This window comes from Flavobacterium sp. AK-345 (assembly GCF_058310175.1).
Genome location: NZ_JBZEER010000006.1, coordinates 84,809 through 109,300 on the forward strand (window position 1 = coordinate 84,809; position 24,492 = coordinate 109,300).

Here is a 24,492-nt window from a genome sequence, read left to right on the forward strand (position 1 = left end):
TTAATGCAAAATTCACAATTAAATTCAGAACTCGTTTCACAAATATATTGTTAATTCTAAAATAGATTTAGTTAATTTGCATTAATTATGAAATCACAGCATCAGGTCGTTTTATCTATAGGCAGTAATCAGGGAAACCGGTTGGCAAACATCGAAAGTTGTATTGCGTTAATACATCAGGAAGTGGGAACCGTAATCGAGGTTTCAAAACTATATGAAACACCCGCCTGGGGATTTGAAAGTGATGCTTTTTACAATTGTGCCTTGCTTTTACACAGTAACTTATCGGCACAAAAAATATTAAATCAGGTTTTAAAAGTCGAAAAACAATTAGGCAGAATCCGTTTAAATCAAGAAGGATATCAGTCAAGAATTATTGATATTGATTTGATTGTTTTTGATAATGAAATTATCGAATCTGAAAAACTTACCATTCCGCATCCTTTAATGCAAAACCGAAATTTTGTATTACTGCCAATGCGTGATTTAAAATTAGACTGGAAACATCCCGTTTTACATAAAACTATAAATGAATTAATTGCCAGTACTCCAGATGACAGCTCTTGTACTGTGGTTCAGGATTTGAAAAATCCTTTACAGGAAATTCCCTTAGAGCACTATAATTATATCGCTTTTGAAGGAAATATCGGAGCGGGGAAAACAACTTTGGTACACAAAATTGCTGAAGATTTTAATGCTAAAACCATTTTAGAGCGTTTTGCAGATAATCCGTTTTTGCCTAAATTTTATAAAGATCAAAACAGGTACGCTTTTCCGCTCGAAATGTCTTTTTTAGCCGACAGATATCAGCAATTATCAGATGATTTGGCGCAATTTGATTTATTCAAAGATTTTATCGTAGCCGATTATCATATTTTTAAATCATTGATTTTTGCTAAAATTACCTTGCAGGAAGATGAATATCGTTTGTACCGAAATTTATTCGACATTATCTATAAGGAAATGCCAAAACCGGATTTGTATATTTATTTGTACCAAAACACCGGACGTTTATTGGAAAACATCAAAAAACGCGGACGTACTTACGAACAAAATATAGAAGGAGATTATCTGGATAAAATCAATAACGGATATCTGGAATACATCAAATCTCAAACGGATTTGAATGTTTTAATTATTGATGTCTCTAATCGTGATTTTGTAAAAAACCACGAAGATTACCTTTTTATTTTAAACGAAATTCAGAAGAAATTGAATTAATGTGGTAATGTGCCAATTTGGGAATTAGATAATTAGATAATTCTACGCGTAAAAATAAATTATCTAATTGACACATTATCTAATTAAAAATTTAGTTTTTGAAACAAATCCCAAACAACAATTCCGGCACTTACAGAAATATTTAAGGAATGTTTGGTGCCTAACTGCGGAATTTCAATACAGCCATCACAAATAGCAACTGCTTCCTGAGAAACCCCATAAACTTCATTACCAAAAACTAGAGCATATTTTTGATTTTTTTCGACTTTAAAATCCTGAAGAAAAATAGCGCTTTCAACTTGTTCGATAGCAAGAGTCATAACGTTTTCTTTTTTTAGATTTTCAATTACTTCCAAAACATTTTCATGATGTTCCCAGGCAACGGTTTCGGTTGCGCCAAGAGCGGTTTTATGAATTTCTTTATTTGGAGGCGTTGCTGTAATACCGCACAAAATTATTTTTTCGATCAAAAAAGCATCGGCGGTTCTAAATACAGAACCAATATTGTGTAAGCTGCGAATATCATCCAAAACTAAAATTAAAGGGGTTTTGTCTGATTTTTTAAAATCTTCGATAGATTTACGGTCTAGCTCACTATTTTCAAGTTTTCTCATTGTATTGAATTCTGGTCATAAAAAAAGCTTCCAAAGATAAGGAAGCTTTTTCGATTTATTTTATTTGTTTTTCAGATTAGCTTTTTACTGGATCTGGTAAAACAGTACCTTTAATAGTAAGCACTTTTGTTGGTTGTCCTTCTGCATTTGAAGTAACAGTTACAGTTTTTGTAAAAGCACCAACTCTGTCAGTAGCATATTTTACACCAATAATACCTTTAGCACCCGGAGCAATTGGCTCTTTTGGTGTAGTTGGTACAGTACAACCACAAGATCCTTGTGTATTTGTAATGATTAATGGTTTAGTTCCGTTGTTTACGAAAACAAACTCACGTTTTCCATCAGCATTGTGAGCGATAGTTCCGTAATCAATAGTTTCAGTTTCAAAAGCCATTCCGGCTCCTTCAATTTTAGCAACTTTTGCAGCTTTAGCTTTCTTAGTACTTTGAGCGTTAGAAGCAGTAATTCCAACTACAGCCAACATAGCGAATAAAATTATTTTTTTCATCTTTTAAGAGTCTTTTTAATTATGACAAATCTATATAAAATTCTTATATCTGAACTTAAAATATTCTTAAAATATTTTAATTTTTATAGCACTTCGATATTCCTTCAAAATATTATAAATTCGCTGTCTTAATTTTCATTTAAAAAAACAATAATTTGGCAACTAAAGAGAAAGTGGTGAAAGAAACACCTTTGATGAAACAGTACAACGAAATCAAGAGAAAATATCCTGATGCATGTCTGCTTTTCAGAGTAGGAGATTTTTATGAAACCTTTGGAGAAGACGCCATCAGAGCTTCTAAAATTCTTGGAATTACATTGACCAAAAGAGGGGCGGGATCTGAAACTGAAACAGCTTTGGCCGGTTTTCCGCATCATTCTATAAATACCTATTTGCCAAAATTGGTAAAAGCCGGGCTTCGTGTTGCAATCTGCGATCAGCTTGAAGATCCTAAAATGACTAAAACTATTGTGAAGCGTGGCGTTACAGAACTTGTAACTCCGGGAGTTTCCTTAAATGATGAAGTTTTACAGTCTAAATCAAATAACTTTTTAGCGTCTGTTTATTTTGCTAATAAAAGTATCGGAATTTCTTTTCTGGATGTTTCGACCGGAGAGTTTTTAACTGCTCAGGGAAATGCCGAATATATAGATAAATTATTGCAGAATTTTAACCCAAGTGAGGTTTTGGTTCCAAAGAATAATAAAGGTAATTTTAAAGATGCTTTTGGAGAAGATTTTCATAGTTTTTATCTGGAAGACTGGATCTATAAAGAAGATTATGCTTTAGAAACCCTGACAAAACATTTTCAAACCGTTTCTTTAAAAGGTTTTGGAATTGAAGAATTAACAGAAGGAATTATTGCTTCAGGAGCAATTTTATATTATTTGTCTGAAACACAACATAATCGTGTGCAGCACATTACAGCAATTCAGCGTATCGCAGAAGATGCGTATGTATGGATGGACCGTTTTACCATTAGAAATTTAGAATTATATCACAGTTATAATCCAAATGCAGTAACGCTTTTAGATGTAATTGACAGAACGCTTTCGCCAATGGGAGGGCGCTTGTTAAAACGTTGGCTGGCACTTCCATTAAAAGACAGTAATAAAATAAAAGGGCGTCATGATGTGGTTTCGTATCTGAAATCAAACAATGAAGTTTTACATAATATTCAATACCAAATCAAGCAAATTTCAGATTTAGAACGTTTGATTTCTAAAATCGCTGCGGGAAAAGTTTCTCCGCGTGAAATTGTTTATTTAAAAGAATCTCTGGATGCTATTATTCCAATAAAAACATTAGCACTTCAAAGTCCGCAAGAGGCAGTAAAAGTTATTGGAGACAGTTTGCATGCCTGCGATTTATTAAGAGAAAAAATAAAAACAACCTTAAATCAGGATGCGCCAGTTGCGATTGCAAAAGGAAATGCGATTGCAAAAGGAATTAGCGAAGAACTGGATGATTTACGCGCCATTTCAACTTCTGGAAAAGAATATCTGGAAGGTATTGAAAAAAGAGAATCTGAACGAACCGGAATCTCCTCTTTAAAAATATCATTCAATAATGTTTTTGGATATTATATCGAAGTTCGAAATACACATAAAGATAAAGTTCCGGAAGAATGGATTCGTAAACAAACTTTGGTAAACGCTGAGCGTTATATTACGGAAGAATTAAAAGAATACGAAACAAAGATTTTAGGTGCTGAAGAAAAAATCTATAAGATAGAATCTGATCTTTTCGAGCAATTAGTGGTCTGGATTGCGACGTATATCAAACCGGTTCAAATGAATGCCAATTTAGTAGCACAATTAGACTGTTTATGTTCATTTACACAATTGGCTGTCGAAAACCAATATGTGTGTCCGGAAATTGATGAAACTTTCGAACTTGAAATTAAAAACGGAAGACATCCTGTTATCGAAAAACAATTGCCTGTTGGAACTCCTTACATCGCTAATGATGTTTATTTAGACAGAGAAACACAGCAGATTATTATGATTACAGGTCCCAATATGTCTGGTAAATCGGCTATTTTGAGACAAACGGCACTAATTGTATTGCTGGCTCAAATGGGAAGTTTTGTTCCTGCGGATAGTGTAAGAATGGGAATTGTAGATAAAATATTTACCAGAGTAGGAGCGTCGGATAATATTTCGATGGGAGAATCTACTTTTATGGTCGAGATGAATGAAACAGCTTCAATTTTGAATAATATCTCAGACCGTAGTTTGGTTTTATTAGATGAAATTGGAAGAGGAACCAGTACCTATGACGGAATTTCGATTGCCTGGGCTATTGCCGAATTTCTGCACGAACATCCATCAAAAGCAAAAACTTTATTTGCAACGCATTATCATGAATTAAATGAAATGACAGAATCGTTGCCAAGAATCCAGAATTATAATGTTGCGGTAAAAGAGTTAAAAGATACAGTTCTGTTTATTCGTAAATTAGTAAAAGGAGGAAGTGCGCATAGTTTTGGAATTCATGTTGCAAAGATGGCCGGAATGCCTCAACTTGTAATTTTGAAAGCTCAGAAACTATTAAAAAAGTTAGAAAAAAATCATTCCAGCGATGCCTTAAACGGAATCAAATCTGCGAATGATGAAATGCAAATGAGTTTCTTTAATTTGGATGATCCTTTGCTGGAAGAAATAAAACAAGAGATCATGAGTCTTGATATAAATGCGATCACACCTGTTGAAGCATTAATGAAGCTTAATGAAATTAAAAGAATGCTGGTTGGAAAATAATTCAGATTTAAAGTTTAGGTTATCAGAAAGTTATAAAATAAGTGTAATTTTTTTTCAAAAAACGCTTGTGTAATTGAATAAATGTCCTAAATTTGCACTCGCAATACGGAACAAGTTGAGTATTGTAGTTCTTATAAAAATTTGAAACGCGAAAATAGCTCAGTTGGTAGAGCGCGACCTTGCCAAGGTCGAGGTCGCGGGTTCGAGCCCCGTTTTTCGCTCAAAACCATATAATGCTCGGATGGTGAAATTGGTAGACACGCTGGACTTAAAATCCAGTGAACAGCAATGTTCGTGCGGGTTCAAGTCCCGCTCTGAGTACTAAAGCCTCTTCTTTTTGAAGAGGCTTTTTTTATTGTGTAAAGTCAAAGTTTAAAATGATAAATTTACGCAGTAAGCTTATCAGGATTCTGGAGTTATTAGTCTAAGATCCGAATCATCAATCTAAATCAGTAAAATCTAAAATTTCTAAATGGGTGCTTTTGTAATTAGTAGAAGATTTAACGATGAATATAAATTTGTATTTACTTCCCGAAAAGGGAAAGTGATATTTACAAGTTTAAGTTATGAGTTGAAATTTGAATGTGAAGAAGATATTGAGAAATTTAAACTAAATGTAGATCAGGCTAGATTTTTAAAATTTAAAGGTTCTGGAGGAAAGTATTTTTTTAAATTAATGTTGGGTGAGGTTCATTTTGCAACAAGCCGAAAATACACTACAGAATTGCTTTTGCAGAAAGGAATAAAAGAAATTGTGACTTACTCTTCAAGATCTGAAATTTTAGATTTCTCGTCGAATGAGTCGATTTTTGAAGATGAGGAAGTTGTTGAGGAAGAAGAAGTGGAATAATGAATAAAGTCTCAATATTTTGAAGATTCAAAATACCAATGGTTTGGTGTTTGGTTTGTAAATAAAGTGTAATAATATAAAAATCCCAAATTTCAGAAACAGAGTGTTTTGGAATTTGGGATTTTTGATATTGGGATTTTACACTAAAAATTTAGCATAAAAAAAACCATCACAATGGATGGTTTTAAAATCTTTAGAACTTAGGTTCTAATTATTTTTTTACTTCTTCAGCAGCTTTAGTAGCTTCAGTAGCAGCAGAGTCAACTTTTGCAGCAGCAGAATCAACAGTTGCAGCAGCAGAATCAACTACAGCAGCAGCAGAATCAACAGCAACAGCAGTAGAGTCAACAGACTCAGTTGCAGCAGCATCAGCTTTTTTACAAGAAACAACAGTTAAAACAGCAACAACAGCTAAACTTAAAAATACTTTTTTCATCTTACTTTATTATAAAAGGTTAATTATTAATTCGTGGCAAAGATATAAATTTTTTAATATGTAAAATATTTTTTTATTTTTTTTTTAAAATATTTTCATTGCTCACGATTATCTTATTTATCAAAGATAGTGCCAAATTAGTAAAAATTTATTATATTATTGTATTTTTTGTATAAATTATTTTTCATTAAATATTCAATAATAGAATTGGCTATTTTGATTCACTTCATTGCAGTTTATTTTGCTTTTGACTAATTATTCTGCAAGCTCTAAAAGCCAAAAAGAACGCTTTTAAGCCTTCTTTTTCATGACAATGATACGAAACCAGCTTTAACTGTGTTAAAAAGCTTAAGAAACGATTTTCATAATGCTGTTTGTTGCTCCTGTATTATCCTGGATATAAGACTTGCAAATTTGCCCTTTTTCTTTTAGAAAATTTTCATCATTAATCAATTGATCAAAACTGTTTTTTAATTCATCGCTATTCGATATTACAGTGCATCCTTTAAGTTTAACCAGTTCAACAGCTTCGGCAAAATTGGAGAAATTGGGTCCAATTATGATCGGAATTCCAAACGTGGCTGGTTCCAGAATATTGTGAATACCAGGATTTCCAAAACCTCCGCCCACATAAGCGATTGTTCCGTAGCTATAGATTTTAGTTAACAAGCCAATTGTATCAATTATAAAAACGGAATAATTTGACAAATCAAGATTGTTCTTCTCTGAAAATAAAACACTTGATTTTGTTATCTGCGATTTAAGATTTGAAATTTGTTCTGTCTTAATATTATGCGGGGCAATAATAAACTTCACATTATCCGGAGCCTGATTTATATATTCTGCGATCAGAGCTTCGTCTTTTGGCCAGGAACTTCCAATAATAATAGTGATTTGGTTGTTTTTGAATTTTTCAACATAATCAAGGGAATTGTCTCTTTCTAAAATAGCATTTACACGATCAAAACGAGTATCGCCAGAGACAATTACATTGTTAAATCCAATGGCTTCAATTTTTTGTTTCGAACTTTCATTCTGAACAAAAAAATAAGTAAAGGCTTTTAATGCTTTTCTGTAAAAACCGCCATACCATTTAAAAAACATTTGGCTGTCTCTAAAAATTCCCGAAATCAAATAGGTTGGTGTTTTGCTTGTTTCTAATTCTTTTAAATAGTTTAGCCAAAATTCATATTTGATAAAAAATGCTTTTTCAGGATGTACCAGTTTTAAAAATCGTTTTGCATTTTTTTTGGTATCCAATGGCAGGTATATGGTAACATCTGCAACTGTGTTATTTTTACGCACTTCGTATCCGGAAGGGGAAAAAAAAGTAACAACAATTTTGTGTAAAGGATATTTTTCTTTTATTTTTTCGATTACAGGTAAGCCTTGTTCGTATTCGCCAAGTGAGGCCGAATGAAACCAGATAGTTTTGTCTGTGGCTTTTATTTTTTCTTCTAAAATGGAAAAAACGTTTTTCCTTCCGTCAATAAAAAGTTTGATTTTAGGACTAAAAAGCGCCACAATTTTAAGAAAAAAACCGGCAATGGAAATAACTAAATTGTACAGAAAAAGCATAGATATAATTTTGGCGCTAAATTACGCTTCTTTCGATTATTTTCATTGTTCAAAGGTATTAAATAACTATTTTTGTGCTTCGTTTAGAGATTTGGTTTCAAAATCAAATCTTAAGTTTTAAATAAATAAAAAGATAAATGAAAAAAATTCAAATGGTTGACTTAAAGAGTCAATATGAAAAGATAAAAGCCACTGTTGATGCTTCAATTCAAGAAGTTTTAGATACAAATACTTATATAAACGGGCCATTGGTTCATCAATTTCAAAAAAATCTTGAAGATTATTTAGGAGCAAAACACGTGATTCCATGTGCAAATGGTACAGATGCTTTGCAAATTGCCATGATGGGATTGGATTTGAAACCTGGTGATGAGGTGATTACTGCCGATTTTACTTTTGCAGCTACTGTTGAGGTTATCGCTTTATTGCAGCTTACTCCGGTTTTGGTTGATGTTGATATCACAAATATGAATATTGATATCGATGCCATTAAAAAAGCGATTACTCCAAAAACAAAAGCAATTGTTCCGGTACATTTATTTGGCCGCGCTGCAAATATGGATGCTATTATGGAAATCGCTGCCGAACATAATTTGTATGTAATAGAAGATAACGCACAAGCTATTGGAGCCGATTATGTTTCTAAATCTGGCGAAAAAACTAAGGTTGGTGTTATTGGACATGTTGCTGCAACATCATTTTTTCCTTCAAAAAACTTAGGTTGTTATGGAGATGGTGGAGCAATTTTTACAAATGATGATAAATTAGCACATGTTATTCGAGGAATTGTAAATCACGGAATGTACGAGCGTTATCATCATGATGTTGTAGGAGTTAATTCTCGTTTGGATAGTATTCAGGCAGGGGTTTTAAATGCAAAATTACCTTTGTTAGATGAATATAATAAAGCGCGCCGTCGTGCAGCTACAAAATATAATGCAGCTTTTGCAGGTCACAAAAATATTATTACGCCTGAGTTTGATGCAAACGAAAATGATCACGTTTTTCATCAATATGTATTGAGAATTATCGATGCAGATCGTAACGCCTTAATGCAGCATTTATTAGACAAAGGAATTCCGTGTGCAATTTATTATCCAATTCCTTTGCATTCTCAAAAAGCTTATGTTGATGTTCGTTATAAAGAAGAGCAATTTCCGGTTACCAATCAATTAGTAAAAGAAGTGATTGCTTTGCCGATGCATACAGAATTAGATGATGAGCAGATTAAATTTATTACTGATAGCGTAATTGAATTTTTGAAATAAGAAAGAATATAGAGTAAAGAGAATAGAAAAAAGAACATAAAAGACAATAGAAAAAGAGAATAGAAAAACTTATATAATCTATCTTCTTTATTCTATTTTCTGTAATCTAAAAAAAAATGAAAATATTAGTAACCGGAGGATTAGGATTTATAGGTTCGCATACCGTAGTCGAATTGCAAAATGAAGGCTTTGAAGTTGTGATAATTGATGATCTTTCTAATGCTTCAGAAGATGTTATACAGGGAATCGTAAATATTACCGGAAAAAAACCTCTGTTTGAAAAAATAGATTTAAGAGAAAAAGCCGCAGTAAAGGATTTCTTTAAAAAATATAATGACGTTGCGGGCGTAATTCATTTTGCAGCTTCAAAAGCAGTTGGCGAAAGTGTTGAAAATCCGTTATTATACTACGAGAACAATATTAGTAGTTTAGTTTATTTGTTGCAGGAATTAAAAGAAAAACCTGAGGCAAGTTTTATTTTTAGTTCGTCTTGTACGGTTTACGGTCAAGCCGAAAAAATGCCAATTACAGAAGATGCGCCTGTTCAGGCAGCAATGTCTCCTTATGGGAATACCAAACAAATAGGAGAAGAAATCATCAATGATACCGCAAAAGTCACCAATATAAGTGCTGTTTTGTTACGTTATTTTAATCCGGTTGGAGCGCATCCAAGTGCAGAAATTGGAGAATTACCTTTAGGGGTTCCTCAAAATCTGGTTCCGTTTATCACACAAACAGGAATGGGATTGCGTCAGGAATTATCTGTTTTTGGTAATGATTACCCAACGCCTGACGGTACGGCTGTTCGTGATTACATTCACGTTGTAGATTTAGCAAAGGCACACGTAATTGCATTACAGCGTTTATTGAATAAAAAGAATGTACAAAAAGTAGAAACTTTTAATTTAGGAACAGGAACAGGAAGTTCTGTTCTTGAAGTCATTCATAGTTTCGAAAAAGTAAGTAATAAAAAATTGCCATACATAATTAAGCCGCGCCGTGAAGGTGATATCACCGAAGCCTACGCCAATACAGATAAAGCAAACAATGTTTTAGGCTGGAAGGCAGAATTAAGTCTTGACGAAGCAATGGCAAGCGCCTGGAAATGGGAACAGAAGGTTCGTTCTTGATTTAGTATTCAGTCTCGGTCACAGTTTTCAGGTAGAGACGCACAGCAGTGCGTCTGACATTTCGGAATATGAAATAATTGAAATCCCAAATAATCTAGATTGATTATTTGGGATTTTTTATTTTGATTCGATTTATTTTGTAATTTTGTAAGATAAAATTGTAGGAATTATGGACTCAAAAGACGAGAATAAAAAAAATAATAAGGTCGAAGAGCCCCGAGTAGAATATGAAGTTCAAAAACCTAAATTTAAAGGAATAGATCGCGAAACTTTTGATTTTGATGCTGAATTTGCAAAAGGTCTAACGCCGGAGGAAGCAAAAGCTGAAGCGAAAAGAAGAATAAGAGAATGGTGGGGAAAATAGAAGTTATTTTCACACCAGCAGTAATTAGTTATCTTGATGAGTTGGTTGTAATCTTATATAAAAAACAATACTTTGGTTTTATAGAATCTGCAGAAGAATATGTTGACAATATTTATGATGCCGTTCCGGAAAGAATTAAAAAATCTCCCCACAAGAAAACCCCAAAATCTCTCGAATATTTAGGTTCAAGTTATATTTTTTATAAAACAAATGCTAGAACTAATTGGTATGCATTTTTTGAAAAAAGAAATCAAAATTATCTGGTTACTGGAATTCTAAATAATTATTGTGAAGAAGTAAAACAGCTATAAAGAATAAATCCTCATTAACATTTAGTTTATGAGGATTTTTTATGTGCATAGTTTTCAACTGAACTGAATACTAATTAAGCATTCGCCGTAACCGCTTCTTTATCAATTTTATTGATCAAACCTGCTAATACTTTTCCTGGACCAACTTCTGTAAATAAAGTAGCGCCGTCAGCGATCATTTGCTGTACAGATTGTGTCCATTTTACAGGAGCAGTCAATTGTATAATTAAATTCTTTTTGATTTCGTTTGCATCAGAAACTGCATTTGCCGTTACGTTTTGGTAAACCGGACAAATAGGAGTAGAGAAAGTAGTTGCTTCAATTGCAGCAGCCAATTCTTCTCTTGCAGGTTCCATCATTGGTGAGTGAAATGCTCCTCCAACAGGTAAAATTAAGGCGCGTTTTGCTCCGGCAGCTTTCATGGCTTCACAAGCTTTTTCGACAGCAGAAGTTTCTCCTGAAATTACTAATTGTCCCGGGCAGTTGTAGTTTGCAGCAACCACGATTCCGTCGATAGAAGCGCAAACTTCTTCAACAATATTATCAGCAAGACCTAAAACTGCAGCCATTGTAGATGGTGTGATTTCGCAAGCTTTTTGCATTGCCAAAGCACGTTGAGAAACTAATTTCAAACCATCTTCAAAGGATAAAGTTCCGTTGGCAACCAATGCTGAAAATTCTCCTAAAGAATGTCCCGCAACCATTTCAGGTTTAAAATCTTCGCCTAAAGTTTTGGCTAAAATAACAGAGTGTAAAAATACGGCCGGCTGTGTAACTTTAGTTTCTTTTAGTTCTTCGGCAGTACCTTCGAACATAATATCTGTAATTCTAAAACCTAAGATTTCATTAGCTTTTTCGAATAATTCTTTGGCTAAAGCCGATGATTCATATAAGTCTTTGCCCATTCCTGTAAACTGTGCGCCCTGACCTGGAAATACGTATGCTTTCATTTGTCTAATTTAATTTTTATTTTTTTTTAGAATTGAAAATTAGTTTCAATTGAAAGGCAAAAGTAGTATTTTTTTAGCTCGTATAATCCTTAAACATATAAATCCATGCTAATCTTGAAAATCGAAGATTGAAAGAAGTGAGTAAAGTAATTACAACAGCAATGATGGGAATGATTCTTAAATCAAATGTTTGATCAAAGAAAAACTGTGCAATACAATAAGTAGCAATGCCTTGCGCAACAGTTAATCCGTAATTTACATACATTGCGCCAAAAAAATAGCCAGGCTCTTTTTGGAATTTATAATTGCAGTGACTGCAGTATTCGTTCATTTTTGGAAGACCAAAAGTCAAAAAAATACTTTTATCTTTAAATACTTTTCCTTTATGACAAACAGGACATTCGTTACTTAAAATATGAGTTAATGCATGTGACATGATCTTGATGTTTTTTATTTATACAAAGGTAATTCAGAGTAGGATAAAAGTCTTTTTTATATCTTCGCTACTTATAGCACAATAAAGACATTTTGTTCTGGAAATTCCAAATTTTAAATTCCAAAATCTAAAATCTACAATCTAATCGCGTATGAAAAAGTATCCAATTTATAGTGTTCAGAATTTTAGTTGTAATGATGTTCATCGCGATTTTTACGTCAATACTTTTACAGAACATTTAAAAAGTCACAGTTTTGTCGAAGAACCACATCGTCACGATTCCTATTTGATGGTTTTTTTTACAAATGGTTCAGGATTGCACGAAGTCGATTTTGATCAGTTCGAAATAAAAAGAGGAAGTTTATTTGTACTGCAGCCCGGGCAAATGCATCATTGGAGTTTATCAGAAGACATAGAAGGCTTTGTGATTATCTTTTCGCAGGAACTTTATAATTTGTATTTCGGACAAAAAAACATAAACGATTATAATTTTTATCATTCCATTCACAACAGGCCGGAAATGGTTTTTGAAGAAACAGAAATGCTTAAAATACAGCTTTATTTTGATTTATTAATTCAGGAAAACAATCAAGAAAACAATCAAGAAAACAATCAGGAAAACAAATTCCAATTAGATAAATTGCTGAATTTATTAGATTGCATTCATATTGAAATTTCCAGAAAATATAGTGAAACTTATTCACATCAGGCACATTCATATAATATTAAAATTAATATGTTTGAAAGGCTTTTGGAACAATATTTCAGACAAGAAAAGCTGCCTTCTTTTTATGCAGAGAAATTAAATATCACCTTAAAACATTTAAACAGAATTTGCAATGAAATCCTTCAGAAAACAGCAACCGAAGTTATTACAGATCGCGTCATTCTCGAAATCAAACGGATGTTAATCGATAAACAATTGTCTATAAATGAAATTGCATTTGCTGTTGGCTACGAAGATTACTCGTATTTCTCGAGATTTTTCAAAAAACAAACAGGAATGTCTCCAACTGAATTTAGAAATACAGTTCGATAATTTTTTCCGCCACGAATTCACGAATTTTTATAGCGCAAAGTTTGGAAAAATATAATTCGTGAATTCGTGGCGATTTTTCCTTTATTTCAAAAAGAAAAAACCCTGCACTTTCTAAAAAGTACAGGGTTTTTAACCAACCAAATTAAAACCTATTTATTACAAGATTAAGCTTGTTTTACAAATTGTAATTCAATGTTTAAACGAACTTCTTCTCCAACCAAAACTCCCCCAGTTTCTAGAGCAGAGTTCCAGTTTAAACCCCAATCTTTACGATTAATTTTTCCTTCAATGCTTAAACCAACTTTAGTATTTCCCCAAGGATCAGTCATGATTCCGCTAAAATCTACAGGAAAAGTTACTGATTTAGAAATACCTTTGATGTTTAGGTCTCCAGTAATTTCATAATCTCCATCATCAATTTTTTTGAATGAAGAAGCTTTAAAAGTTAATTTTGGATTGTTTTCAGCATCAAAGAAATCAGCGCTTCTTAAGTGACCGTCTCTGTCTGCATTTGCAGTATCGATAGAAGCAATATCGCCTGAAAATTCGATTGCTGCGTTTTCAAAATCATTTCCTTCTGTAGTGATTGAAGCATCGTAAGTTCCAAATTTTCCTGAAACATTTGTAAACATCATGTGTTTAACTTTAAAACCAATTTCTGAGTGAGTTGGGTCAATTGACCATTTTGTAGTTGCCATAATTTTTATTTTTTAAAATATTAATTTCATTTTGATAGGACAAAGTTACTTCGAGCGTCTTCATTAAGCACTTAACCTAGATTAAGAAATAAATAACGAAGTATTTTTGAATCCAATTTGTTTTGTTTATTGTTTGAAAAGAAGTCCTGAATTAATAGTTCATCGGAATATCCATTAATAAAAATTCAGCATCAGTATTTGCTTTTATATTCAAAACATCAGTTCCTGAAATACCAATGGCATCACGAGTGTTTAATTCCTGACCGTTAATAGTTACATTTCCTTTTAAGATGAAAGCGTAAACTCCGTTTCCTTCTTTTTTGATTGTGTATTCAGTAGATACACCTGAGTCAAAATTACCCATATTAAACCAGGCATCCTGGTGAATCCAAACTCCTTCATCATCTGCATTTGGAGATAAAATTTGAGACAATTTATTGTGTCTGTCAGCAACATCCAAAGTTATTTGTTGGTAACGAGGTGTTACATTTCTTTTATTTGGAAACAACCAGATTTGCAACAATTTAGTTTGCTGATCTTCATTTGGGTTAAACTCACTGTGTTGAACACCAGTTCCGGCACTCATAACCTGAATATCACCATTTTTGATGATTTCAGTATTTCCCATACTGTCTTTATGTGCTAAATCTCCTTCTAACGGAATGGTAATAATTTCCATATTATCGTGAGGATGTGTACCAAAACCCATTCCGCCTGCAATTGTGTCGTCATTCAAAACACGAAGCGCTCCAAACTGAATTCTATCGGGATTGTACCAGCTTGCAAAACTAAAACTGTGATAAGCGTTTAACCATCCGTGATTTGCATTTCCTCTTGTTTCTGCTTTATGTAATACTATATTTTCCATGACCTTATCTGTTTTGTTATTTTTATAGTACAAAGATACCACCAAGCTCAATGAAAGGCACTTAATGTAGATTAAGAAAGTTTTTTGAAGGTTCTGAGTTTCTAAGGCACTAAGATTCTAAGGTTTTTATCTTGATCGAAAATATGATCGAAACAAGAGAAGTCCCAGAGGGACAGAATATTTATAGGAATTATTGAAACGAATTATCAAAGCTCCAGCGGAGCGATATATTTTATTTAGTACTAATATTTCGCTCCGCTGGAGCTTTGGTGCTGGATTGTATATTTTGCTATAAATATGATGCTCCGCAGGAGCTTTAGCTAAATTGATAAAAATCTAAAATCTGCGATCTAAAATCTACAATTAGCTATACTGAGAAATAAACTGCTGCACAACAACATCAGTATTCTCATGACGTTTTTTCTTCTCCAAAGCTATTGGCGGCGCAGCGCGTTCAAGACAATTTTTTACATCGCAGGTTTCGCAGGTTACGCCTACAATTCTTTTTACAAGTGGTTTTCCTTCAATGAATTTGAATTTCTTTTTCATTGTCGGATTTATCAAAATTCCAACAGAAATACTGCGAATGTTGTCTTTTATAAAAGGATCTTTTGTGGCTGATGAAAAAACCAGATATTCATTTCCGCTATGAACGTAGCTTGAAATCTGCGCATCAAAAAAATGAGGTTTGTTTTGTTTGATAGCTTCATCGATAGTTTTTACTGAAACCCATCTTCTGCAATAATGTTCGTTGGTTTCGTTCGCGTGCGGTTCCTGCTGATTGGTAATGTGTAATTCTTTTTTGATTTGATAGACATCAGAACCAATTTTATGAGACATTCTTAAAAAGAATAAGTTCTTCAAATGAAAATCTTTCGGCAATAAATTGGTTAATCTTTGATAAAAAGACTCCGGAGAAACTTCAAAACTTTCGATCAAAGCAACGAATTCTTCCGGATTTGGTTTTTCGTTTAAAAGAAAATCATTGATTTTACCTACAATCAATTGTCTTGGTAATAATAAAGCTCCGGCAAAATAAGAAGCATAAAAATTATGCAAAACCTGATCAAAGTTTTCGAATTTAATCCAGCTGAAAGTCAATAATCGATCTGATATTTTTAGGTAATTGTAGGCGATTTCTTTGGCTAAAATAAAGGCTTTTTGTGGATTGTCAATTTCTGTTGAAAGCAATAGAGTTTTACTTTTTGGAACATAAATAGAACGCAAATCCTCTAAAGCTTCCTGATCGGTAAAAGCAATTTCTTCTATAGTATATTCGTATTCTTCTTTAAGAATCGCTTCTAATTCTTCGATAGTAATTTTCGAATCTAAATTAATTTGAAAAGATTTTGAAAAGGCAATTACCTTTTCTTCTAAATCTTCAAAATAATTACTGTGCGCTTCCTGATAAGAGCGTAATGCCGCCAGAAAAAAACTTTCTCTGCTTAAATTATAATGCTGTGCAATTTCGATAATGGTGCTTATAAACGCATTGACTTTTGCGGGCGCATTGGCGATAATATCAATTAAATCGGCTTCCTGAATTCCGAAAAGTTCGAGCGGAATTTCTTTTAAAATTCCGGATTTTAAGATTTCGCCAATAGGAGCGAGGTTGTTATCGAGTTTTAAGGATATCATTTGATCGTATGAAACGTCCAGATGTTTACAAAGCAGTAAAATTTTATCTGTTTTCGGATATTTTTTCCCCTTTTCAATTTCGTTTAAGTACGATTTTGAAAGATTTGTCAATTTGGCTAAGCCAAAAAGCGAAAGATTTTTTTGGGTTCGAACTTGTTTTAGTTTGAGCCCAAATATCAGCTTTATATAGTCTTTTTCGATATCCATGAATCAAATATAACCATTTAAAAAATAATCGCCAAAAAATTATTTTTAATATTTAGCGAACGTTCGCTTGTTTTGTAAAAAACTTTTTTCTAATATTGTGGTGTAGAAATTATTAGATATCAGATTGTTATCGTGAATGTTTTTTTGAAGAGAATATAATTTGAATAACGATTTTGATTTTCACTAATAAAATAAAATCCACAGCTATGAAAAACCAATTAGAAATTACCGAGACGGCAATGGAATTTTTAGCCGAAAAAAAGTTTTCTTATCCAGCAATTTGGACAGAAGAAGCAATTGTTTTTATAACAGAATTGCATCGAAAATTTGAAGCGCAACGCAAATTGTTGTTATTACAACGTGACCAAAAACAAGTCGCTTTGAATCTGGGTATTATGCCTTCTTTTCCTTCAGATACCAAAACCGTCAGAGAAAGTAATTGGGTGGCTGGAGAAATTCCGAAGGATTTGTTGGACAGAAGAGTAGAAATTACCGGTCCGGTTGATCGTAAAATGATTATCAACGCGCTGAATTCAGGAGCAAAGACTTTTATGGCTGATTTTGAAGATAGTACTTCGCCAACCTGGCAAAATTTGATGGAAGGTCAAATGAATTTAATTGATGCTGTCAATAAAACGATTTCTTATACAGATTCGGTTAAAAATAAATCGTATCAGTTAAATGAAAAAATCGCAACGCTGATCGTTCGTCCAAGAGGATTGCATTTGCCTGAAAAACATCTTTTAATTGATGGAAAAGAAGTTTCGGGTTCTTTGGTAGATTTTGGGCTGTACGTTTTCCATAATCATAAAAAATTATTGGAGAACAATTCCGGACCGTATTTCTATATTCCAAAATTGGAGCATTATCTGGAAGCACGCTGGTGGAATAACGTAATTGATTTTACCGAAAATTATTTAAGACTGAAAAGAGGAACTATAAAAGTGACGGTTTTAATTGAAACGATAACAGCCAGTTTTCAATTAGATGAAATTATCTACGAATTGAAAGAACATATTGTTGGCTTGAATTGCGGTCGTTGGGATTATATTTTCTCTTACATAAAGAAATTCGGTAAGAACCCAAAATTCATTGTTCCGGATCGCGATCAGGTAAACATGACTTCGCCTTTTATGAATGCGTATTCAAATCTGGTAATCCAGAGATGTCACAAACGTGGAATTCACGCAATTGGCGGAATGGCAGCTCAAATTCCGATTAAAAATGATGAAGAAGCGAATGCCATCGCTTTCGCAAAAGTAAAAACAGATAAAGAACGCGAGGTAAAAAATGGTCACGACGGAACCTGGGTGGCGCATCCGGATTTAGTTTCTTTAGCAAAATCAGTTTTTGATGCCGGAATGCCAACTCCGAATCAAATTCATATTAAAAGAGAATATCGAAAAATTACGGAAGAAGATTTGCTGGAACCGCCAATTGGGATCATTACAGAAAACGGTGTTCGAAAAAATATCAATGTAGGTGTTTTGTATTTGGCTTCATGGCTGAACGGTCAAGGTGCAGCGGCTTTGCATAACTTGATGGAAGATGCAGCAACGGCAGAAATTTCGAGATCGCAATTGTGGCAATGGCTCCAGAATAAAGTGACTTTGGATAATGGCAAAATTTTGAATCTGGCTTATTATCACGAATTGGCTTTAGATGAATATCAGAAAATTAAATCGGAATTAGGAGAAGAAAATTACGAAAAACGTCAATTTCCTTTAGCCGAAAAAGTTTTAGAAAGATTAGTTGTAAATACTGATTTTGTTGACTTTTTGACGATTCCGTGTTACAAATACCTTTAGATAATTAAAAATTTGGAATTAAAAATTAAAAATCTGCACTATCTGCTAAATCTGCGTGAAAAAAATATTTTTAATTCTCAATTTTTAATTTGAATGAAATGCTTTACTAACCAACTTAACTATATTATTTATGAAAACAACAGAAGACAGAATTCAGGAATTGATTAACGATTGGATTACGAACCCGAGATGGAAAGGTGTTGAACGCCCCTATACTGCCACAGAAGTAGTGACGCTTCAGGGTTCTTATCAAATTGAGCATTCTATTGCCAAAATGGGAGCGCAAAAATTATGGAAAAAGTTAAAAAGTCAGGATTATGTAGCTGGGTTGGGCGCATTGACAGGAAATCAGGCGATTCAGGAAGTCGATGCTGGTTTAGAGGCCATTTATTTAAGTGGCTGGCAGGTTGCGGCAGATGCAAATTTGGCAGGAGAAATGTACCCGGATCAATCGCTTTATCCGGTAAATAGTGTGCCGATTGTAGTTAAAAAAATTAATAACGCCTTATTGCGCGCTGATCAGATTCAGGTTGTAAATGAGGTTCAAGATAAAAAAGATTATCTGGTTCCGATTGTGGCCGACGCCGAAGCTGGTTTTGGCGGAAATCTGAATGCTTTTGAATTGATGAAATCAATGATTGAAGCCGGAGCATCTGGAGTTCATTTTGAAGACCAATTAAGTTCTGCTAAAAAATGCGGTCATTTAGGCGGAAAAGTTTTGGTACCAACACAAGAAGCTATTAATAAACTGATTGCGGCACGTTTAGCTTCGGATGTTATGGGAGTTTCGACTTTAATAGTTGCCAGAACAGATGCTGACGCAGCTAATTTATTAACCAGCGATGCCGACCCAAGAGATGCTAAATTTATTACAGGAGAAAAAACAAACGAAGGTTTCTTTTATGTAAAAAACGGAATCGATCAGGGAATTGCAAGAGGATTAAGTTACGCTCCTTACGCCGATTTAATTTGGATGGAAACGAGTAACCCAGATTTGGTTTATGCGAAGAAATTTGCCGATGCAATGCGAAAAGAATTTCCAGATAAAATGTTGGCATATAATTGTTCGCCTTCATTTAATTGGGCTGCAAAATTATCTGTTGCCGAAATGGAAACTTTTAGAGAAGACTTGGCGGCAATGGGATATAAATTCCAGTTCATTACTTTGGCGGGCTTCCATGCTTTGAATACAAGTATGTTTGAATTGTCTAAAGCCTACAAAGAACGCGGAATGGCTGGTTATTCTGAATTACAGGAACGCGAATTTGCTTTGCAGAAAAACGGATTTAGAGCTGTAAAACATCAGGCTTTTGTGGGAACTTCTTATTTTGATGCGGTTCAAAACACTGTAACAATTGGAAAATCAACAACAACAGCAATGAAGCATTCTACAGAGGTTGAGCAATTTTAATTCAATAAAAAACCAGTTCATTTGAACTGGTTTTTATTTTTTTTACCATTAAGATATTAAGAAAATTAAGTTTTAGGTTTAATTAAGAATATTAAGCTTTTCTCTTAATGAAACTTAATATATCTTAATGGTGAAATTATTTTTATTTTTTCAAAAGCCTGGCTTTCATTTTGCTGAAAAATTCGGGCGTTACACCAATGAAAGAAGCAATTTGTTTTTGCGGAACTTTGTGAACCAATGTTCCGTATTTGGTACAAAACTTTTCAAACCTTTCTTCGGCTGGTAAACTTAAGTTATCCATTAATCTTTGCTGATTGGCAACTAATGAGTTTTCAATTAAAATCCTGAAAAAACGTTCCAGTTTTGGAATCTCCAGATACAATTGTTCCTGATTTTCCTTGGATAAAGAAACCACTTCAGCTTCTTCTAAAACTTCAATAAAAAGCTGCCCCGGTTTTTGAGAAAAAAAGCTGTACATATCGCTCATCCACCAGCCTTCGCAGGCAAACGATAAAACATGTTCAACAATATTGTCATTAATATTGAAACTTCTTAAAATTCCGGAATTTACAAAATACGAATGTTTGCAGATTTCGCCGGCATTCAATAAGATAGTTTTAGGTTTGTAAATGTTTGTTTCTAATTTGGATAAAAAAAGCGCTTGTTCCTCTGCTGTTAAAGAAACATGCTTAGCAATGTTTTCAAGAATCAACTCCATTATTTTTCTTTTATCAAAGTGAATGAAGTTGCTTTAAAACGGTTTTTTTCGATTGTTCCCGTTACAGAAGCTTTTCTAATAGCATTACAAAATCCGTCTTCAGCATGTGCGTCGCCGTGATCGTGAATAGTTGTTCCGTCAACGAAATATGTTTTTCCGTCAATTCTAACAGCTAAATCGCAGCTCTTGCCTTTCATTCCAAACTGGCATTCTCCGCAAGATGCTTCAACAATTTGAGGTTTATCAATTACTTTAGTTTGTGCCTGAATTGAAATTCCGATAAACAGGAAAATCATAAATAGTATTTTTTTCATTTTTTAAGAATTTACAGTTATAAGTGTTGCTGTTTTTTTTGCTCTTTCTATGATTTCTTCAATTGGTGTTGCTAATGAATCGTTGCTTAAAACAACTCCCATTCTGCGGTATGGTCTTGATGTTGGTTTGCCAAAAATCCTAAAATCAGTTTTTGGTAAAGCCGCTACTTTTTCAATTCCGGTAAAGGTTGGATTTGCAGAATCTTCTGAAGCTAAAATTACAGCGCTTGCTCCGGCTTTTTCTAGTGTAATTTCGGAAATAGGTAAACTTAAAATCGCACGCAAGTGCAATTCGAATTCATTGAAATTTTGTGTTCCGGCCAAAGTTACCATTCCTGTATCGTGTGGGCGAGGAGAAAGTTCTGAGAAATAAACGCCTTCATTGGTCAGGAAAAATTCAACGCCAAAAAGCCCTGCTCCACCAAGTGCTTCGGTAATTTTTTCAGCCATATCCTGCGCTTCGTACAAGTCTTTTTCTGAAACTAAAGCAGGTTGCCAGCTTTCCTGATAATCGCCGCGTTCTTGTCGGTGACCAATTGGCGCACAAAATAAGGTTGGGTTATTATTTTGAGTAATAGTCAAAAGCGTAATTTCAGAATGAAAATCAACAAAAGCTTCAACAATAACTTCGATAACATCTCCACGTGAACCCGCAACGGCATATTGCCATGCTTTTTCGATATCACTTTCGGTTTTTATAGTCGATTGTCCTTTTCCTGATGAAGACATTAATGGTTTTACAACACACGGGATTCCAACTTCCTGAACGGCTTTTTGCAGTTCTTCTGCCGAAGTAGCGTATTGATATTTGGCTGTTTTTAAACCTAATTCTTTGGCTGCTAAATCACGAATAGCTTTACGATTCATTGTAAAGTTGGCTGCTTTCGCTGAAGGAATAACTGTAATTCCTTGTTTCTCGTAATCGTAAAAACGTTCGGTACGAATAGCTTCTATTTCCGGAACTATAAAATCGGGTTTGTGTTTGGCTACTATTTTGTCTAAAGCTTCGCCATCGAGCATGTTGATGACTTCAAAACCGTGTGCAACCTGCATTGCGGGAGCATTTTCGTAACTATCAACTGCAATTATGGTTTGACCGATTCGTTGCGCGGCAATGACAAATTCTTTGCCTAACTCACCTGAACCGAGGAGTAGTATTTTCATAGGGGGAAAGTTTGAATTTTGGAATAGTAAAAGTAGGGAAAAATGTTTTTTTGTTCTAATTAATTTTAACCGCAAAGTTCGCTAAGGCCTACGCGAAGAGCGCAAAGTCCTTATTTTGTGTGTAACTAAATAATAAAAGGCTCGCAAAGATTTAAAATAAACCTTTGTGAACCTTGCGTAATTCCTTGCGAACCTTGCGGTTAAATATTCTTAATGAAAATGATCTTCTTCAATTTCGAATTCGGCATCTTTTTCCCAGATTTCCATTTCACAAGGTTTACAGTTGAATTTTAGTTTGTATTCAAGCTCGCCTTGTTTTAAAACCAATGGTTCTTTTACTTTAACACCCATTATGTCTTTTTGATGTATTGGGCATTTTTTTAATTCGTATTTAATGCAATATTTTGTTGTCATTACACGAGATTTTCCAGGATCCCATTGCAATTCGAATGCTTTTTCGATTTCTGTTACGCCGTGACGTTCGTAGAATTTACGAGCCGTTTTGTTCGAAACGTTGTACATGAAATCTAGTTTGGTTTCAGGATATGGATGTGACGTTTTTACCAATTGATGTTCTTCGCGTTTGTAATTTTTCAAACGAATTTCGGTTAACTGATCGTAAACAGTTCTTCTCATTTCGTTGATTTTTGAAATAGGAAGGAACCAGTTTTGAGAAAACATTACATTAATTTCATTAGCTGTATAAGGTGTAAAACCTGTTTTTGCCAATTGCGTTTTGATGTTTTCTTCGATTGATTCGCCCGTTTTAGTCTGCTCTTTTGAATGATCTAAATTTACGATACTTACGTTTCCATCTTCATCGGTTGCGATTAATTCAAAACCGTTTTCATTTTCTGTAAGCAATAAAGTTGTACTGATTTTTCGAACAGCACTATCTTCTCTTTCTACAATTTTAATGAAAGCAGCGTCGTTATTTCGGTAAATAAAAGTTCCGTCTTTTATTTCTTTTAAAACGTTTGGATATATTTTTCCGTTTTCGGCTTTGTTTACATAAATTCCGTCAGCTTCGTTATTTTCGTTGATGAAACAAAGTCCGTCACCGTTGTTTAAAAATTCACCGTTTTCGATTTCGTAAGCGTTTCCAATAGTTCGGATTAATTTACCAATATATTGTCCTTTTGATTTCGGGCTTTCCCAAGATCCGATACTATGATTTCTATCATTTACAAAATAGTCAGTATAACCGCGGTTGAAAGTTCTGCTCAGAGAAGAATCGAAAGTATAGGTACAAGTTCCTGATGAAGCTTTCATGTATTTATCGCTTCCTTCGCCTTCTAAGAAACTGTCTAATTTTTGACGTAAAAACGACACGTTGTTTTTTACATAAACAACATCTTTTAATCTTCCTTCAATTTTAAAAGAAACAATTCCGGCTTCAATTAAATTTGGAATCTGATCTGAAATATCTAAATCTTTAATAGAAAGTAAGTGACTGTTTTTGATTAAAGTTTCTCCATTTCCATCTATTAAGTTATAAGGCAAACGACAGTTTTGAGCGCAAGAACCACGGTTGGCGCTGCGTTCTCCGTTGGCCACACTCATATAGCAGTTTCCACTAAACGAAACACATAATGCTCCGGTTACGAAAAATTCTAGTTCAACATCTGCCTCGTCGTATATTGTTTTAATTTGATGCAGGTTTAATTCACGTGCTAAAACCACACGTTTGATTCCCGCATCTTTAAGGAATTTAATTTTATCGGCATCACGATTGTTGGCTTGTGTGCTGGCGTGAAGTACGATAGGAGGAAGCTCCATTTCCATAATCGCCATATCCTGAATAATCAGTGCATCAACACCAATTTCGTATAATTCCCAAATCATTTGGCGACACGTTTCTAGTTCGTTGTCGTACAAAATGGTATTCATTACCACAAAAACCTGAGCGTTAAATAAGTGTGCATATTGTACTAATGCGGCAACATCTTCAATAGAATTGTTGGCATTTGAGCGCGCGCCAAATTGCGGTGCACCAATATAAACTGCATCGGCGCCACTATTGATGGCGGACATTCCTCCAATTAAATCTTTAGCAGGAGCTAATATTTCAATTTTCTTCTTCATTTTTAGAACTTTAGGCTTTTGTGGTATTCACGGAAAAAAGTTTGCAAAGTTCTTATAAATATTCCAAGTTAACTAATGCTGAAAGGACTTTTTTTGAAATAGTTAGGTTATATG

General features: G+C 33.8%; 23 protein-coding genes and 2 tRNA genes. 12 read left to right on the forward strand and 13 right to left on the reverse strand.

The annotated features are described in order from the left end of the window. The first annotated feature begins 87 nt into the window (after positions 1–87). Positions 88–1,221, forward strand: a complete 1,134-nt coding sequence (folK, locus tag AC4FQ3_RS12690; protein WP_491182078.1) for a 2-amino-4-hydroxy-6-hydroxymethyldihydropteridine diphosphokinase — start codon at positions 88–90, stop codon at positions 1,219–1,221. An 83-nt stretch (positions 1,222–1,304) separates the two neighbouring features. On the opposite strand, the gene AC4FQ3_RS12695 is transcribed toward folK, so the two are convergent. After that, complete coding sequence (locus AC4FQ3_RS12695) at positions 1,305–1,835, reverse strand: RNA methyltransferase (RefSeq protein WP_042565705.1); 531 nt, start codon at positions 1,833–1,835, stop codon at positions 1,305–1,307. Positions 1,836–1,911: 76 nt separating this feature from the next. Then, complete coding sequence (locus AC4FQ3_RS12700; protein WP_042565706.1) at positions 1,912–2,343, reverse strand: DUF1573 domain-containing protein; 432 nt, start codon at positions 2,341–2,343, stop codon at positions 1,912–1,914. 155 nt (positions 2,344–2,498) lie between these two features. On the opposite strand from AC4FQ3_RS12700, the gene mutS reads away from it, so the two are divergent. From mutS to AC4FQ3_RS12720, 4 genes are all read left to right on the forward strand, one after another. Further along, positions 2,499–5,105 (forward strand): DNA mismatch repair protein MutS, encoded by a 2,607-nt coding sequence (mutS, locus tag AC4FQ3_RS12705; RefSeq protein WP_471733012.1) that lies wholly within the window; start codon positions 2,499–2,501, stop codon positions 5,103–5,105. A gap of 148 nt (positions 5,106–5,253) precedes the next feature. After that, positions 5,254–5,326: transfer RNA gene (locus AC4FQ3_RS12710), tRNA-Gly, on the forward strand. A gap of 14 nt (positions 5,327–5,340) precedes the next feature. Further along, positions 5,341–5,426 (forward strand) — tRNA-Leu (locus AC4FQ3_RS12715). 151 nt (positions 5,427–5,577) lie between these two features. Further along, the gene (locus AC4FQ3_RS12720) at positions 5,578–5,955 is read left to right on the forward strand and encodes a DUF1508 domain-containing protein (RefSeq protein ID WP_491182079.1); all 378 of its coding nucleotides are present in this window, start codon (positions 5,578–5,580) and stop codon (positions 5,953–5,955) included. Between the two features lie 211 nt (positions 5,956–6,166). Here the strand turns inward: AC4FQ3_RS12720 and AC4FQ3_RS12725 are convergent, their stop codons facing one another. Then, on the reverse strand, positions 6,167–6,391 hold the full coding sequence (locus AC4FQ3_RS12725) for a PG1828 family lipoprotein (protein WP_042565709.1): 225 nt from the start codon (positions 6,389–6,391) through the stop codon (positions 6,167–6,169). Positions 6,392–6,739: 348 nt separating this feature from the next. Next, complete coding sequence (locus AC4FQ3_RS12730; RefSeq protein WP_491182080.1) at positions 6,740–7,969, reverse strand: 3-deoxy-D-manno-octulosonic acid transferase; 1,230 nt, start codon at positions 7,967–7,969, stop codon at positions 6,740–6,742. A 137-nt stretch (positions 7,970–8,106) separates the two neighbouring features. Between AC4FQ3_RS12730 and AC4FQ3_RS12735 the strand changes: the two genes are divergently transcribed. From AC4FQ3_RS12735 to AC4FQ3_RS12750, 4 genes are all read left to right on the forward strand, one after another. Beyond that, positions 8,107–9,237, forward strand: coding sequence for a DegT/DnrJ/EryC1/StrS family aminotransferase (locus AC4FQ3_RS12735; protein WP_471733014.1), 1,131 nt, complete (start codon positions 8,107–8,109; stop codon positions 9,235–9,237). Between the two features lie 116 nt (positions 9,238–9,353). Next, the gene (gene galE, locus AC4FQ3_RS12740) at positions 9,354–10,367 is read left to right on the forward strand and encodes a UDP-glucose 4-epimerase GalE (RefSeq protein ID WP_491182081.1); all 1,014 of its coding nucleotides are present in this window, start codon (positions 9,354–9,356) and stop codon (positions 10,365–10,367) included. Positions 10,368–10,536: 169 nt separating this feature from the next. Next, positions 10,537–10,731 (forward strand): hypothetical protein, encoded by a 195-nt coding sequence (locus AC4FQ3_RS12745; protein ID WP_491182082.1) that lies wholly within the window; start codon positions 10,537–10,539, stop codon positions 10,729–10,731. Beyond that, positions 10,716–11,042: a hypothetical protein gene (locus tag AC4FQ3_RS12750; RefSeq protein ID WP_491182083.1), complete on the forward strand. Its 327-nt coding sequence runs from the start codon at positions 10,716–10,718 to the stop codon at positions 11,040–11,042. Before AC4FQ3_RS12745 ends, AC4FQ3_RS12750 begins: the two co-directional genes overlap by 16 nt. A gap of 74 nt (positions 11,043–11,116) precedes the next feature. Here AC4FQ3_RS12750 and fabD read toward each other — a convergent pair whose 3' ends face one another. Together fabD and AC4FQ3_RS12760 are read right to left on the reverse strand one after the other, a co-directional pair. Continuing rightward, complete coding sequence (fabD, locus tag AC4FQ3_RS12755; protein WP_035651657.1) at positions 11,117–11,992, reverse strand: ACP S-malonyltransferase; 876 nt, start codon at positions 11,990–11,992, stop codon at positions 11,117–11,119. Positions 11,993–12,065: 73 nt separating this feature from the next. Beyond that, positions 12,066–12,428, reverse strand: coding sequence for a DUF983 domain-containing protein (locus AC4FQ3_RS12760; protein ID WP_042565714.1), 363 nt, complete (start codon positions 12,426–12,428; stop codon positions 12,066–12,068). 151 nt (positions 12,429–12,579) lie between these two features. On the opposite strand from AC4FQ3_RS12760, the gene AC4FQ3_RS12765 reads away from it, so the two are divergent. After that, positions 12,580–13,467: an AraC family transcriptional regulator gene (locus tag AC4FQ3_RS12765; protein WP_491182084.1), complete on the forward strand. Its 888-nt coding sequence runs from the start codon at positions 12,580–12,582 to the stop codon at positions 13,465–13,467. A gap of 164 nt (positions 13,468–13,631) precedes the next feature. Here AC4FQ3_RS12765 and AC4FQ3_RS12770 read toward each other — a convergent pair whose 3' ends face one another. From AC4FQ3_RS12770 to AC4FQ3_RS12780, 3 genes are all read right to left on the reverse strand, one after another. Continuing rightward, positions 13,632–14,165, reverse strand: coding sequence for a YceI family protein (locus tag AC4FQ3_RS12770; RefSeq protein ID WP_073397347.1), 534 nt, complete (start codon positions 14,163–14,165; stop codon positions 13,632–13,634). Between the two features lie 151 nt (positions 14,166–14,316). Continuing rightward, entirely contained in the window at positions 14,317–15,033 is a 717-nt protein-coding gene (locus AC4FQ3_RS12775) for a pirin family protein (RefSeq protein ID WP_073396961.1), read from the reverse strand. A 363-nt stretch (positions 15,034–15,396) separates the two neighbouring features. Further along, positions 15,397–16,878 carry a helix-turn-helix domain-containing protein gene (locus AC4FQ3_RS12780; RefSeq protein ID WP_491182085.1) on the reverse strand — a complete coding sequence of 494 codons (1,482 nt, stop codon included), beginning with the start codon at positions 16,876–16,878 and terminating at the stop codon, positions 15,397–15,399. Between the two features lie 206 nt (positions 16,879–17,084). Between AC4FQ3_RS12780 and aceB the strand changes: the two genes are divergently transcribed. Next, positions 17,085–18,686: a malate synthase A gene (aceB, locus tag AC4FQ3_RS12785; RefSeq protein ID WP_491182086.1), complete on the forward strand. Its 1,602-nt coding sequence runs from the start codon at positions 17,085–17,087 to the stop codon at positions 18,684–18,686. Positions 18,687–18,816: 130 nt separating this feature from the next. Beyond that, complete coding sequence (gene aceA, locus AC4FQ3_RS12790) at positions 18,817–20,097, forward strand: isocitrate lyase (protein WP_491182087.1); 1,281 nt, start codon at positions 18,817–18,819, stop codon at positions 20,095–20,097. A 142-nt stretch (positions 20,098–20,239) separates the two neighbouring features. On the opposite strand, the gene AC4FQ3_RS12795 is transcribed toward aceA, so the two are convergent. The 4 genes from AC4FQ3_RS12795 to AC4FQ3_RS12810 form a co-directional block, all read right to left on the reverse strand. Then, on the reverse strand, positions 20,240–20,815 hold the full coding sequence (locus AC4FQ3_RS12795) for a Crp/Fnr family transcriptional regulator (RefSeq protein WP_042565721.1): 576 nt from the start codon (positions 20,813–20,815) through the stop codon (positions 20,240–20,242). Next, positions 20,815–21,129 (reverse strand): DUF6370 family protein, encoded by a 315-nt coding sequence (locus AC4FQ3_RS12800; protein ID WP_491182088.1) that lies wholly within the window; start codon positions 21,127–21,129, stop codon positions 20,815–20,817. Before AC4FQ3_RS12800 ends, AC4FQ3_RS12795 begins: the two co-directional genes overlap by 1 nt. A gap of 3 nt (positions 21,130–21,132) precedes the next feature. Continuing rightward, positions 21,133–22,293, reverse strand: coding sequence for a formate-dependent phosphoribosylglycinamide formyltransferase (purT, locus tag AC4FQ3_RS12805; protein ID WP_491182089.1), 1,161 nt, complete (start codon positions 22,291–22,293; stop codon positions 21,133–21,135). Between the two features lie 210 nt (positions 22,294–22,503). Then, positions 22,504–24,378, reverse strand: coding sequence for a peptidase U32 family protein (locus AC4FQ3_RS12810; RefSeq protein WP_491182090.1), 1,875 nt, complete (start codon positions 24,376–24,378; stop codon positions 22,504–22,506). Positions 24,379–24,492: the final 114 nt, after the last annotated feature.

Bases quoted from the DNA above. Each gene is read 5' to 3' on its own strand.
- folK (WP_491182078.1), top strand. From the start codon at position 88: ATGAAATCACAGCATCAGGTCGTTTTATCTATAGGCAGTAATCAGGGA.
- AC4FQ3_RS12695 (WP_042565705.1), bottom strand. From the start codon at position 1,835: ATGAGAAAACTTGAAAATAGTGAGCTAGACCGTAAATCTATCGAAGAT.
- AC4FQ3_RS12700 (WP_042565706.1), bottom strand. From the start codon at position 2,343: ATGAAAAAAATAATTTTATTCGCTATGTTGGCTGTAGTTGGAATTACT.
- AC4FQ3_RS12720 (WP_491182079.1), top strand. From the start codon at position 5,578: ATGGGTGCTTTTGTAATTAGTAGAAGATTTAACGATGAATATAAATTT.
- AC4FQ3_RS12725 (WP_042565709.1), bottom strand. From the start codon at position 6,391: ATGAAAAAAGTATTTTTAAGTTTAGCTGTTGTTGCTGTTTTAACTGTT.
- AC4FQ3_RS12730 (WP_491182080.1), bottom strand. From the start codon at position 7,969: ATGCTTTTTCTGTACAATTTAGTTATTTCCATTGCCGGTTTTTTTCTT.
- AC4FQ3_RS12735 (WP_471733014.1), top strand. From the start codon at position 8,107: ATGAAAAAAATTCAAATGGTTGACTTAAAGAGTCAATATGAAAAGATA.
- galE (WP_491182081.1), top strand. From the start codon at position 9,354: ATGAAAATATTAGTAACCGGAGGATTAGGATTTATAGGTTCGCATACC.
- AC4FQ3_RS12745 (WP_491182082.1), top strand. From the start codon at position 10,537: ATGGACTCAAAAGACGAGAATAAAAAAAATAATAAGGTCGAAGAGCCC.
- AC4FQ3_RS12750 (WP_491182083.1), top strand. From the start codon at position 10,716: ATGGTGGGGAAAATAGAAGTTATTTTCACACCAGCAGTAATTAGTTAT.
- fabD (WP_035651657.1), bottom strand. From the start codon at position 11,992: ATGAAAGCATACGTATTTCCAGGTCAGGGCGCACAGTTTACAGGAATG.
- AC4FQ3_RS12760 (WP_042565714.1), bottom strand. From the start codon at position 12,428: ATGTCACATGCATTAACTCATATTTTAAGTAACGAATGTCCTGTTTGT.
- AC4FQ3_RS12765 (WP_491182084.1), top strand. From the start codon at position 12,580: ATGAAAAAGTATCCAATTTATAGTGTTCAGAATTTTAGTTGTAATGAT.
- AC4FQ3_RS12770 (WP_073397347.1), bottom strand. From the start codon at position 14,165: ATGGCAACTACAAAATGGTCAATTGACCCAACTCACTCAGAAATTGGT.
- AC4FQ3_RS12775 (WP_073396961.1), bottom strand. From the start codon at position 15,033: ATGGAAAATATAGTATTACATAAAGCAGAAACAAGAGGAAATGCAAAT.
- AC4FQ3_RS12780 (WP_491182085.1), bottom strand. From the start codon at position 16,878: ATGGATATCGAAAAAGACTATATAAAGCTGATATTTGGGCTCAAACTA.
- aceB (WP_491182086.1), top strand. From the start codon at position 17,085: ATGAAAAACCAATTAGAAATTACCGAGACGGCAATGGAATTTTTAGCC.
- aceA (WP_491182087.1), top strand. From the start codon at position 18,817: ATGAAAACAACAGAAGACAGAATTCAGGAATTGATTAACGATTGGATT.
- AC4FQ3_RS12795 (WP_042565721.1), bottom strand. From the start codon at position 20,815: ATGGAGTTGATTCTTGAAAACATTGCTAAGCATGTTTCTTTAACAGCA.
- AC4FQ3_RS12800 (WP_491182088.1), bottom strand. From the start codon at position 21,129: ATGAAAAAAATACTATTTATGATTTTCCTGTTTATCGGAATTTCAATT.
- purT (WP_491182089.1), bottom strand. From the start codon at position 22,293: ATGAAAATACTACTCCTCGGTTCAGGTGAGTTAGGCAAAGAATTTGTC.
- AC4FQ3_RS12810 (WP_491182090.1), bottom strand. From the start codon at position 24,378: ATGAAGAAGAAAATTGAAATATTAGCTCCTGCTAAAGATTTAATTGGA.